4 protein-coding genes are annotated in these 14,162 nt (G+C 42.8%); 3 read left to right on the forward strand and 1 reads right to left on the reverse strand.

What is annotated here, in order from left to right; genetic code table 11:
• The first annotated feature begins 13 nt into the window (after positions 1 to 13).
• On the forward strand, positions 14 to 7,660 hold the full coding sequence (locus C7460_RS06570) for a T9SS type A sorting domain-containing protein (RefSeq protein WP_170147913.1): 7,647 nt from the start codon (positions 14 to 16) through the stop codon (positions 7,658 to 7,660).
• Positions 7,661 to 7,665: 5 nt separating this feature from the next.
• Entirely contained in the window at positions 7,666 to 8,088 is a 423-nt protein-coding gene (locus C7460_RS06575) for a hypothetical protein (RefSeq protein ID WP_115867292.1), read from the forward strand.
• Between the two features lie 110 nt (positions 8,089 to 8,198).
• On the opposite strand, the gene acnA is transcribed toward C7460_RS06575, so the two are convergent.
• Positions 8,199 to 10,931 (reverse strand): aconitate hydratase AcnA, encoded by a 2,733-nt coding sequence (gene acnA, locus C7460_RS06580; protein WP_115867387.1) that lies wholly within the window; start codon positions 10,929 to 10,931, stop codon positions 8,199 to 8,201.
• Positions 10,932 to 11,339: 408 nt separating this feature from the next.
• Between acnA and C7460_RS06585 the strand changes: the two genes are divergently transcribed.
• Entirely contained in the window at positions 11,340 to 14,117 is a 2,778-nt protein-coding gene (locus C7460_RS06585) for a bifunctional aconitate hydratase 2/2-methylisocitrate dehydratase (protein ID WP_115867293.1), read from the forward strand.
• The last annotated feature ends 45 nt before the right edge of the window (positions 14,118 to 14,162 follow it).

A 14,162-nucleotide genomic window follows, 5' to 3' on the forward strand; every position in this document is an offset into this window, starting at 1 on the left:
AATTCCGCTAACAATGAAAAATATTTACATGAAATCACTAATGCTAAACATTAGAGCGATGATGCTGGCCATGATGGCGGGCTTTTTCGCGTTTACAGCAAGTGGGCAATCGTTAACAAAGGAAATATATCCTAATACCTTGACCACCAAATATGTAGGTGAAGACACACTCTACACTTTCAATGCCACAGGTTTTGATGCAGGTACAAAGTTTTTACTTTACAATGCAGCCAGTGGAAATTTTGACGTAAATGACTCTCAAAGTGAAGATAATGTGCTTGGAAGCTCGACTACCCAGGACGCTGATGTTACCTTTAATTTTGAATGGTCTACTTCAGGAACTTATAACCTGAATTTCCTAGCAATTACAGGGGATAACTATTCTGACTTACTGGAGACTATTGATGTAGCCAATAATGAGACGGTACAAATCGGATCCAGTGGGTCTGGTACTTTCAACCGAGCTGGAGCTCGTTCATTAACTACAAACTCTATTGATCTGGATAAATCAGATACTGTAACTCTTCAGTTGTGGTTCAATGAATATGATGGATTAGATATTGATTCTTCCAGAGTAGTAAAGGTTTATTATTCAACTGATGGTAGTTCCTATACCTCATTAGAGTCATCCTCCGGTTCTGATACTATTTCTTTTTCTAATGGATGGAAATATTTTGGTTTACCGGATGCAGCAAAAACTGCATCTACCAAATTTAAAATAGAACAAACAGGTGCTGATACACTCGATCTAAATGAGCGTTATTGGGCTGTTTCGAATATTTCATTTTCTGTGGGAGAATCTTATTCTGTAGTAGCAGATTCGGTTTATACCTACACAGTAATGAATCCATCTATCACCATAGATAGTGTGGAAAATGCAGGAGGGGACAATGTTACAATGCTTTATCCTGGAGATGATATTACAGTTTATGCAACTGTGAATGGTCCTGCAAACCTGGACGACTATAATTATGGCGCTGCTTTGTTTGATGGGCCAGATGTATTCACCAATTTGTCAAGCCAAGTAATTACAACAACAGGTTCAGCACTTAGTATTTCTGCTACTATTCCATTAGATGTTGAGTATGGAAACACCGATGAGTTGAGGGTATATGCTTATGAGTCAGCTGATGCTGCCTTGTTTAAATCAGGCGGATACAAACCTAATTTTAGTGATGACGATGACATGATGGAAATCACGCTGGCAGGTGGAATGGAAACTGGAGGCTATTTGCAGTTTGATGAAAGTGGAGATCGTAGTGTTACTTTTCCGGAAATGGATTTCACCTCATTTTCTAGTGATGCAATCTATTTTACCATGGCCAGAAAAAACGATGCGTTAAGTCTCGATGCCACAGGTGTAGTTTTCGAATACTCTACCGGAGGTGATTACATGCCTATTGACACGATCATGCTGAATGAGCTGCCAGTTTATGGGTCTACCCAATCGTATGAATTAGAAGAGGCGAATTATGGAGGTTTGGTGAGTGCCAATACCACACTTCGTTTTAGACAACTTTCAAACAATGGAGTGAACTTAGATGCCTGGATATTAACTGCTTTTGAAGTTTCCAGTGATGACAACTCAATAGATTTTATTGATTATGGAAGCGTAGGGTTTTCCGTGCCAAGACCTTCGATTACATCCAATCCTTTGTCTATTTCGACAAGTAATTTGCCTTACCCGATGACTGAGCTCACTTTCACTTATTCTATTGATGAAGGAGCGTTTCCGACAGGAGTAGAGGCTGCATTGATGATGGATAGGCCAAATAATTATGATTTGATCTTAGCCAGCATTGCAGATGTAACAGCTGGATCAGTGACCTTTAAGGTGCCTCCAATAGAAGCAGGAGATTACAATATTTTCCTTGAAATTAATGGAGAATCTTATACCAACGTTTCACTTCCGGTTTATGATCTGGATTTGAGCATTACGAATGTGTCATACGAAAACCCTGTGAGTGTACTGGGAGAGGACCATGGTATCATTGGTTCTAGCATTACCGCGGAGTATACGATAGCAGGAACTCCCGGCACGGGGGCAGAACTCATTCTAAGTGTATATGATAATGATGAATCTGAATATGTCCAGATTGGAGCTACAGAGACCTTTGATGGGTCCATTACTGCGACCCTCCCAACAGAGATCAATTATGGAGCTAGCCCTTCATTGCAGCTTACCATAGGTTCGGGTACTGTCTTCGATAATGGAGGCATTTACGGGCAAGAACTCTTAAACAATACTTTTAGTTCTACTGAAAAACTCGATGAATACATTGTAAGCTCTGAGGGACTTGGTGATTATGGTAGCTATGTGCAGGCGTTCACGGGTTCAGGAGCTAGAAATATTGTATCTAATGCATACGATTTTTCACTGGGTGGTCGACTTTACATTCGTCTACAATCTACACTATCGTATGATGAAGACTATGATGTAATCATTGATTTTAGTACCGACAATGGAGCCACTTTTGAAGAATACTCAACGCAGAGTATTACGTCTTCAGGTTGGTATACAATTCTTTTGGAAGAAGTCCCAAGCGAATATTGGTCCAATGAATTTAAGTGGAGATTGCGGTATGCGGAAGATCAGCCAGCTAATTACAACGTATCTAAACTGTATTATTTGCAAGTTCATACCCCGAGCGTACTTTCTGCAACTGGAGATACTGAGAATTTTAAGCTTGTTACGCCGCAGTTGAATGTTCAGGATATTGAGAATCGACATGTAATAGGGCAGGATATCACGGTTAATTACAATGCACTGTATTGGCCTTCAAATGTGGAATTTGCCCTGGTGGTCAAGCAAAATTCGGAGTATGAAGTACTTGGTACTAGTGCTACCCATGGTAGTGCAAGTATTACAGGTACTTTGCCTATCATGGAGTTGGATGAAGATGGAACAGGACATACCATTGAGGTGATTCCTTTTGTTCCAGGAAATTCAGGCACCATTGAGCTTGGAGAACACATTGATCTGGATACTGAAGAAGACTTTGAGTTGATCGAAGGCGATGGACAATCTAGTAGTTACGTCAATTTCGATATGGAGCTTTCCGGTAACAGAGAAATACTCACTCGCGTAATTGACTTTACTGGAGTGGATACAGCATATGTTGGCTTTGGTTTTAACAAAGTCTACGGATATGGTTCCTTTGATATTTCAGATAATAAAAACACCATTCCAAGGTTTGAGGTGACTACTGACGGTGGAGCTACATATACGGTACTTCCTGTATATGAACTTGCTGAAGGAGAGGAGCAAATCTATGACGATGGATTGTTGTATACCAGTGGCAATTATCAGGTTGGCATTCCTTCAGAGTATTTGACAAGCACCACTCAGTTTAGATGGAGCCAGTCATTAAATCTGGGGGCTAATCAAAACCAATGGGTAATTCAGGATATTGACATCATCAATGAGAGTGATAATTCTGTAGATACGGACTTATATGCCAAAACAGGTGCAAGTGTTTCCGTAGATATTGAAAAACCAGCATTGAGCAATTACGATTGGAGACAGTCAGATCTAAATGATGCTGTATTTAATGGAGAAGAGTTTGATTTTTACTGGGGTATAGAGGATGAACTTATTGAGTTTGATTCGTTCCCTGCAGGTACTCAATTCATATTCTCTGTTAGTGGAGTTACTGATCCTGAGACCAGTTCAGATCTTCTCTTAGGTGAAGTGGATGCTGTTGGCGAGTATACTGCAGAAATTCCTGTGTATGTTGAAAGTGGAACCTATGATATCAATGTTTGGGCATACGTCATGATTGACGATGAACCGTATTTCATCTACGAAGATGAGACTGTAGGTGAGCTATCTGTGTTCATGAGAACCGTTCGTACAGTTTACACAGGCAATGAGCTTGCAACCCTTTATGCAGGTAGTACTGTGCAATTTGCAATTGATGTTGAAAATGATGAATCTGCAGCAGATCTTGATACATTGTACGCCAACCTCATAGTGGAATACAGCGGCAAAGATTGGTTAATAGCTGCACAGCAAGGATTGGATACTATAACAGTGGATCTTCCTCCATTTATCCGTTCTAGCTCCGACTTTAGAGTAGAGCTTTCTCAAAGCGGTCCTCTAGGTGAAGTGGGCGAAGAATTGGAGGACGAAAGTTTGTCAGATCTTGAAAATGACTCTGATAACTTCATTAATGGAAGTGTTGATTTGAACGATGATGTGTCATTTTCTACTAGTACTGGAAGGAGAGTAATCACCACTCGTGATTTCGAAGCGGGAGAGCTTGAAAATGCTCTTTTGTTTGAGTTCGATGTGGATTTCAATCAGACTCCAGAGGACTTGACTGATGATCAGTACATCATTTTCGAATATTCGATCGATGGAGGAGCTACATACACTGCGTTGGAAACTTACCCAGATGCAGATGAACCAGAGGAGTCTACTGATGATTGGTTTAGCTATGAACTGACAGATGAAATGAGGACTAATGATGTTCGTTTCAGATGGAGACAAGAGGAGTCTAAAGGCTATTTAGAGTTGGAGGATCTTAGATTTTCTTACGCAGAGTCGCTTCCTTTTGATTACATAGAAGTTCGGCCTACTATTTCAAGTCAGGCATTACTCATTTCGTCAATTGAATCTGAAGAGGCTTGTAATGGGGATGATATCGTACTTAACTACGAGATCAGAGGCCGATTTGGGGCAGACGCAGAAGTTGATGTGTACTACAGATCTGATGTGGCGAGCAACTGGATTCAGACGAATCTCAACATTACCGAAGGTACTGGTGAGATCACGGTTCAGTTACCTAGTGATGTGTTGGATGAAGGTGACTACAATGAGACCTTTAAGTTCGAATTGTACGCTTACGATAACACTAATTCAGATTATGCATTTGGAATGTGGGGTAGTCAGTCAGAGCAGCAAGTAGAAGTAGTAGCTCCAATTGATCAGGATGCAGAGCTTTCTGTTCCGTCATACAGAGTTTGCGAAGGTGGAGACCTAATCGTGGAGTTGGATGATACTCAGGATTATTTCATGTATGAAATCTTGAATAAGTCAGATGGCTCTGTATTGGGTAGTCTTACTTATGATTCTGAGGAAGATGAGACTGAAATCAATTTGGGTGAAATCTCATCAGAGCTCACATTGCAATTGAGAATTACATCTATGTCTTCAGAGGGCACTACTTGTAATACGCTCATTTCTACTGAAGAATATGATGTAGAGCCACTGCAGCAGTATGATCTACATAATGGGTATGGTACTGTGGGATATGTTGAGACTGGAGATTCTATTATAGTTTGCGATATGTCTACTACAGATTATTTGTTTGGCCTAAGACTCAGACGACTTGATGATCAGAATAGCTACCTCAGTGCTAATAGCAGCAATGTAGAGTGGTTCCGTGATAATTTGAATACTCCTGTGACCGCTTCGGGTACCTACCTGGGTGATACGGAAGATTTAGTTGCGGGTACCTACTTTGCAAGAGTGTCTGATGGAGATTGTTCTTATCTGACATCATCTTTCAAGATTGTAGCGAATGATCTTCCTGATGTTCCGGAAATCACGGTAACTGGAAATGAATCTTTCTGCGAAGGAGACGGGGAAGCTACGCTGACTGCTCCAGACGGATATAAGTATTACAAATGGAGCAATGGAGAGGTTACTCAATCAATCACTGTGGATTCTGATGGTTCTTACAGAGTGCAAGTTTCCAATGTACCGTTTGAAGCTAGCTGCTCTGTCTACTCTGAATATGTGGATATCGAGGTTTATAACAATCCTGGTTTTAGCATTCAGTCGAATACTTTAGGAGTATTTTTAGTTGGCAGTGAAACTATAAATTCTTGTGATTCGGAAAGAATTTATTTTTACAATGTCAATGAAACTGGTACTCAAAATGGAAGTACAGCAGGTGGAGTTTATGTGATTTATAAGGATGGAGTTGAATACGCTACGACCAGTAGTTACTATTTTGATTTGAAGGAATCTGGTCAATATTATGTGGAACTAACAAATGATGAGTTAGTATCTACGTGTGTTTCTACCTCAGTAACTTTCACAATAGATATTACTGAAGGTGTAGACGAAAAGCCTACCATTTCTGCTGACGGGCCACTTTCTTTCTGTGAAGGAGGAAGCGTGACACTTACAGCAAATACAGTCGGTACGTACACGAACTACAGATGGTATAATGGCACTACAGGTGATTACCTAGGGGTGAATAGTCAGACTGTAACTGTAGAAGAGTCTGGTAACTATACGGTTCAAGTAGCTAATGTACCTTTCACTAATACGGGTGGTTGCGTGAGCTCTTCGTCAAATGCTAAGGTGGTGACTGTTTATCAGGATCAGGAACCAGCGCTTGACTGGGATATCAGTACAAGTACTCAGGTTTCTAATTTGAAGGATGGAGAGATTATAGAGCTTTGTTCTTCTAATAGTAACTACCTTGATGTAGATGGAGCTTCTGGCTATTATACATGGTATTTAGATGGTTCTGAGATTGGGACAATTGGTTCTAGCACTGATAGACTCAAGATCACTCAAAGTGGAACTTACTATGCTGAGGTATCTCAGATATACGGTGGTGCTAACACAAATGCTTGTGTTTCTACCACAAACTCAGTTGTAGTTATGTTTTATGATCAGCCCGATGCAGTTACAATTAGTGCATCTAATTCTACGACTTTTTGCGAAGATGAAGTAGATGTTACGCTTACAGCTGATGCTGGCGCTGCTTTCTATCAGTGGAGAAGAAATGGTGCCGATTTAGGAGAGCCTGTAACTTCCAATACTTTGCATGTGACTCGAGAGGGTGAATATTCGGTATTCGCGATAGCCTATGACGATGGCTGTTACAGTGAGGAGTCAAATGTGATACTTATTGAGGATATTGACAATCCGAATGCAACCTCTTTGAGTTATAACTATGAGGCATCATGTGATGGCGGGGTTGTTATTGAGCTTTTTAATACCCAACCTGAATTTAGTTACCAACTTGTAGATGAAGTGTCTGCTCAGCCTATAGGTAGTGCTGTGATTGGTGCTTCTGGGTCTGTGTTTATTAACGTAGCAGATGCGAAAGAGGAGTTTGATTTCGATATAGAAATCACATATGCTGATGGTAGTTCTACATGTAGCTACTACTATGATGTTTCTTGGAATGTCGAGCCAAATGCGGTTGTTCTTGAACTAGAGGGAATTGAGCTGACTGCAGTTATTTCGGGTTCCAATACCGGTGAAATTCGTTGGTACAGAAATGATGTGGAATTGGTCAATAAGAGAGGTGATCGATCTATCGTAGTATTGGATGCTGCTACATATCAAGTAGAAGTTGAGTATTACGAAGGATGCGTTGTTACTTCTAATGCGATCGATATTTCTTCTGAAGGACGTAAGGGTGCATCACTAGCAGGCAACCAAATAGTGGCCAACACCTATCCAAATCCATCAACTAAAGTTGTGAATCTGGATATACCTGGTGATGAGTTAGGAACTGTGAATGTTCAAATTTTCACCCTTTCAGGTCAAATGGTTCTTTCAGGGAATTTTGAGAAAAACTCAGACCAGTTTGTTCAGTCTATTGATATTTCTGAGCTTGGCGCGGGTATTTATAACATGACCGTGAGTCAGGGAAACAATATTGAAAACATCAGAATCGTTAAACAATAACAATCATGAAAAGCATATTAAATTATCTAATCATAGCAGGGATGGCAGTATTTGCCATCTCCTGTGCAGAAGTAGCAGATCCCTCTCCAACTAATATGTCATATGGAGATTGGGAAGTAGAGGAAGTTTATGTCAACGGACAGGCTGACCCTAATGGGTACAGTGGATCTACTTTCGAAAGACTTACGTTGGAGCGTGATGGTAGTTTTATTCTTGTTGATAACAATGAGTTAATCTTTGTTGGAAACTGGGTTGCGACTGAAACTAGCCTTACGTTGACCTCTGACGATGGTTCAGTATTTGACTACCAGATAGTGTACCAAACTTATGAGAAGCTTCACTTACTGCAGACGATATCTAGTCCTACAGCAGGTGAGATAACGATTCGTTATTTAATGAATAAAGACGGTAATGCGACTACTTATTGACAACTGATTATTCAAGTCAGAAATAGATAAAGTAATATTTTAAGCAATACTCACACAAAAAAACCCGATGGAATCCCATCGGGTTTTTTTAGGTCTTATCGTTAGTTAATTCAGTCTTTCAGGAAGTTTCTCAGTACGTAGTGAAGGATGCCTCCATGCTTGTAGTACTCCACATCCACACCAGAGTCGAGTCTCACTTTTGCCTTGAATTCGATCTGATCTCCACCGGGCTTAGTAGCTGTTACATCTACTTCTTTGCCAGGAGTTAGATCACCTAGCCCTGTGATATCAAAGGTTTCATTCCCTTCCAGGCCTAAAGTGTCCTGACTTTCACCTTCCATAAACTGCAAGGGCAATACACCCATTCCTACCAGATTGGACCGGTGGATACGCTCGTAACTTTCGGTAATTACCGCCTTTACGCCGAGCAATGTGGTGCCCTTAGCTGCCCAGTCTCTGGACGAACCCGAACCATATTCTTTACCACCTATCACCACAAGAGGGGTGTTGTCTTGCTGGTACTTCATGGCCGCATCAAATACAGTCATTTCCTCACCGGTAGGATGATAGAGGGTCCATCCGCCTTCTTTGCTGGCCAGTTTGTTTTTGATCCGCACGTTGGCAAAGGTTCCACGCATCATCACCTCATGATTTCCGCGTCGCGAACCATAAGAATTAAAATCCTTTTGTGCTACACCATGCTCGGTCAGGTACTGTCCGGCAGGGTGCTCAGGTAAAAACTTGCCTGCAGGCGAAATGTGGTCTGTAGTCACCATGTCGCCAAGCTGGAGCAATACTTTTGCTCCTTTGATATCTTCAGGCTCGGGTACTTCTTCAGAGATGTTTTTAAAGAATGGTGCCTCTTGGATATATGTGCTGTTTTCGTCCCATTCATAAATATTTCCTTTTGGCGCTTCGAGGGTCTGCCAGGCTTCATCTCCATCAAAAATGGTCTCGTAGGTGCGTTTGTAGTCTTCTGGAGTTACCACCACATCCATAATTTCATTGATTTCCGCTTGAGAAGGCCAGATGTCTTTGAGGTAGACATTTTCACCATTCGAATCCATACCTAATGGCTCATTATTCATGTCAAAATCCATGCGACCAGCAATAGCATAGGCTACTACCAGCATAGGAGAGGCAAGGAAATTCATTTTGATGTTTGGGTGGATTCGAGCTTCGAAATTTCTGTTTCCAGACAATGCAGAGCAAACCACCAAATCATTCTCAATTACGGCTTTTTGAACCTCGGGCATCATGTCTCCGGAGTTACCGATACATGTGGTACATCCATAGCCCACAGTATGAAATTTCAATGCCTCCAAATAGGGCAGTAGTTGTGACTTGGTGAGGTAGTCGGTCACCACACGTGAGCCAGGTGCCAGCGAGGTTTTCACCCATGGTTTTACATTGAGTCCACGTTCTATAGCCTTTTTGGCTACAAGTCCAGCGCCTATCATCACACTGGGGTTGGAGGTGTTGGTGCATGACGTGATGGCAGCAATCACCACGGCACCATCAGAAAGGTTGTACTGCAGGTCGCCACGTTTCATCGGAATGCTCTTGATACCGGTTTCCACCTTTACTTCCTCAGCGGGCTGGCCACCTTCGTATGCCCAGCTACCTGTACGGTCTTGTATGGGGATGTAGGTGCGGCTGTGAGATTCTTTTAATAGAGATATCACCTGCTCCTTAGCATCTCGCAGCAAGATTTTGTCTTGTGGGCGCTTTGGTCCGGAGATGGTAGGCTCCACAGTAGACAAGTCGAGCTCTATGACATCAGTGTAGGCGATCTCATCTTCTGGATTTCTCCAAAACAAGTTTTCCTTAGCATAAGCTTCTACCATGTCTACGTGCTCCTTAGGTCTGTTGGTCTTGAGCATGTAGGCCAAAGTCTGATCATCGATAGGCCAGTGCGTATCCGTACAGCCAAACTCTGGTGACATATTGCTGATCGTACCTCTATCTGGTACTGTAAGGTGCTCCAACCCCGGGCCAAATATTTCTACCATTTTCCCTACTACTCCGTAATCCCTAAGGAGCCTGGTTACCGTCAAAACCAAATCCGTAGAGGTGGCTCCTTCGCGCATTTTGCCGGTGAGCTTCAAGCCAATGACCTGTGGCAAAATCATATAGATAGGTTGACCCAGCATAGCGGCTTCCGCTTCTATACCGCCTACGCCCCAGCCAAGCACGCCAATTCCGTTGACCATGGGTGTATGTGAGTCGGTACCCACCAGCGTATCAGGAAACAGGTAGCCATCTCGCTCTATTACACCTTTGGCCAAATACTCAAGGTTTACCTGATGGCAAATTCCCATGCCTGGAGGTACTACGCCAAAGTTTGAAAATGCTTGCTGACCCCATTTTAGGAGTTTGTAGCGCTCTTCATTGCGTTCGTATTCCAGATCTACATTTTTACGATAGGAGGATTGGGTGCCAAAAAACTCAACCATAACGGAGTGATCGATGACCATATCCGCAGGCACTACGGGATTGGTTTTTGCGGTGTCTTTACCTTTACGAGCTACCTCAGACCGAATGGAGGCAATGTCTACCACGGCAGGCACACCAGTAAAGTCCTGCATGAGGACACGCGCTGGTGTGTAGGGAATGTCTTTTTCGCCGGCTGTCTGATGCCAGTTGAGCAGTGTTTCCAGATGCTCTTCAGTGACCGCAAAATCATCATAATTTCGGATGGCGTTTTCCAGCAATATGCGAACGGCATATGGGAGTTTTTTTACTTCAGGTCGTTTCTTGGACAACTCCCTCAGTGAGAAGTATTTGTGAGTGCCAAGCGGTGTGTTTAGTTCTTTTTCGATGTTAAAAAAATCCTGTGGCATGGTTTCTTCAGTTAATGTGGTTGAAATATTGCTAAGTAACCGGTTTTGGTGTTTTTCATTTATGCTTACTGATATAAACCGATCATAGCGCATTGTGTTCCATAGAATTAGGATATTCTTGAGCAGCCTCCAAAACGACCAATAGTCCATAGAAATTGATTTTAACGAAATGCTCAAACATTTTTAAGATTTAAATAACTTTGGCCACCGTATCTAGATGGCCTTAAACAGGCGCGTCAGTAAAGACTTACCATCCAATTACAAATGAGAAGCCAGTATATGGAGCAGCTGGTTTTCAATTTTTTTGCGTTCCTACGTGGACTGCATTGGGTTTGGGTCAATTACTGAGGGATGATAGATACGACAATTGAGGTAAATTTGCCTTTAATACTGAAATGACTTCCTAATATGAGCATGTACAACGACTACATCAAAGAGATTGAAGAACGAAAAGGTCAGGGGCTTCACCCGAAACCGATTGATAGTGCCGAACTACTAAGTGAGATCATTGAGCAAATCAAAGCCACCGATCATGAGCATCGGGAAGATTCGCTGAAATTTTTCATTTATAACACGCTACCAGGTACAACACCTGCGGCCGGAGCTAAGGCCAGGTTCTTAAAAGAAATCATCTTAGGTGAGTCTGTTGTAGAGGAAATCACACCTGAGTTTGCCTTTGAGCTGCTATCTCATATGAAAGGTGGGCCATCTATAGAGGTTCTGCTAGACCTTGCACTTGGTGAGGACGAAGCAATCGCCAGAGATGCTGCCGAGGTACTGAAGACACAGGTGTTTTTGTATGATGCAGATTATGATCGTTTAAAAACTGCCTTTGAGAATGGCAACGCCATAGCTAAGGAGTTGTTGGAAAGCTATGCCAAAGCAGAGTTTTTCACCAACCTACCTGAAGTACAGGAAGAAATCAAAGTGGTTACTTTCATAGCTGGCGAGGGGGATATTTCTACAGACCTCTTGTCTCCAGGAGCTGATGCGCATTCGCGATCGGATCGTGAGCTTCATGGTCAGTGCATCTTTGAGCACAACAAAGAAAAACAGGCAGAACTTAAAGCTCTGAAAGAGCAACACCCAGACAAGCGCGTGATGCTCATTGCTGAGAAAGGCACCATGGGTGTCGGTTCGTCTAGAATGTCAGGAGTAAACAACGTAGCACTTTGGACGGGTATTCAGGCAAGTCCTTATGTGCCTTTTATCAACATAGCACCGATCATCGCAGGTACAAACGGTATTTCTCCAATCTTTCTCACTACTGTGGGTGTGACCGGAGGTATCGGTATCGACCTCAAAAACTGGGTGAAAAAGACCGACGCGGACGGAAATGTGGTAGTGGATGAAAATGGCGAACCGGTGCTGGAAGAAGCTTACTCAGTAGCGACTGGTACAGTGCTAACGATCAATACCAAAAAGAAGAAACTATACAATGGAGATCAGGAGTTGATAGATATTTCGGCTTCTCTCACTCCGCAAAAATTAGAGTTTATCAAAGCTGGAGGCTCTTATGCCGTGGTATTTGGTAAAAAACTGCAAACTTTTGCGGCCAGCACACTAGGCATCGAGGCTCCGGTAGTGTTTGCACCGTCTAAAGAGGTGTCCCACGAAGACCAGGGGCTAACAGCTGTAGAAAAAATCTTCAATAAGAATGCCGTAGGAACTACTCCTGGCAAAACATTGCATGCCGGATCTGATGTGCGCGTGGAAGTAAACATTGTGGGATCTCAGGATACTACAGGCCTCATGACCGCCCAAGAGCTTGAGTCTATGGCTGCCACGGTGATTTCGCCAATCGTAGATGCGGGCTATCAGTCGGGTTGTCATACTGCGTCAGTTTGGGATAAAAAAGCACAGGCCAATATTCCAAAGTTGATGAAGTTTATGAACGACTTTGGCATGATCACTGGTCGTGATCCTAAGGGCGTATATCCTGCCATGACCGATGTGATCCACAAAGTACTAAATGATATAACGGTAGATGATTGGGATATCATAATCGGAGGGGATTCGCACACGCGTATGTCCAAAGGTGTGGCCTTTGGTGCTGATTCGGGTACCGTGGCATTGGCGCTCGCTACAGGTGAAGCTTCTATGCCGATCCCTGAGTCAGTAAAGGTGACGTTTAAAGGTGAAATGAAGCCATACATGGATTTCCGTGATGTGGTGCATGCCACACAGCAGCAAATGCTGAAGCAGTTTAGCGGTGAGAATGTCTTTCAAGGTAGAGTGATCGAAGTACACATAGGTACGCTTACTGCTGATCAGGCCTTTACATTTACCGACTGGACGGCTGAGATGAAAGCCAAAGCTTCGATTTGTATTTCTGAAGATGAAACACTCATTCAATCACTGGAGATAGCAAAAGGCAGAATCCAGATTATGATTGACAAGGGGATGGACAATGAGCAGCAAGTGCTTCAAGGGCTCATCGATAAGGCTAACAAGCGAATTGCAGAAATCAAATCTGGAGACAAGCCGGCCCTTACACCTGATGCCAGTGCCAAATACTTTGCTGAAGTAGTGGTAGACCTGGACGTGGTAGGTGAGCCTATGATTGCCGATCCGGATGTAAACAATGAAGATGTATCTAAACGATATACACACGATACCATCCGACCGCTCTCTTATTATGGAGGTAAGAAAAAAGTAGATCTAGGTTTCGTAGGTTCTTGTATGGTGCACAAAGGTGATATGAAGATTTTGGCACAAATGCTGAAAAACATCGAAGCTCAGCACGGTAAGGTGGAATTTAAAGCGCCATTGGTGGTAGCTCCTCCTACTTACAACATCGTGGATGAGCTGAAAGCCGAAGGAGACTGGGAAGTATTGCAAAAATACTCAGGCTTTGAGTTTGATGACAATGCCCCCAAAGCTGCAGCTCGTACCAAGTACGAAAACATGCTTTATCTGGAGCGTCCTGGATGTAACCTATGTATGGGTAACCAGGAGAAAGCGGAGCCTGGAGATACCGTGATGGCTACTTCTACTCGTCTATTCCAGGGACGTGTGGTGAAAGATTCAGATGAGAAAAAGGGTGAATCATTGCTTTCATCTACACCTGTGGTGGTGCTGTCCACCATATTGGGTAGAACTCCTACTATGGAGGAATATGAAGCAGCTGTGCAGGGTATAGACCTGACCAAGTTTGCTCCTTCAAAGCGTAAGCTTGTTGCTTAATTAGTAGATGCTTTCTCCGAAAAGCCATTGGCTTTTCGGAATAAT

The organism is Marinoscillum furvescens DSM 4134 (assembly GCF_003386095.1).
Taxonomy (GTDB): domain Bacteria; phylum Bacteroidota; class Bacteroidia; order Cytophagales; family Cyclobacteriaceae; genus Marinoscillum; species Marinoscillum furvescens.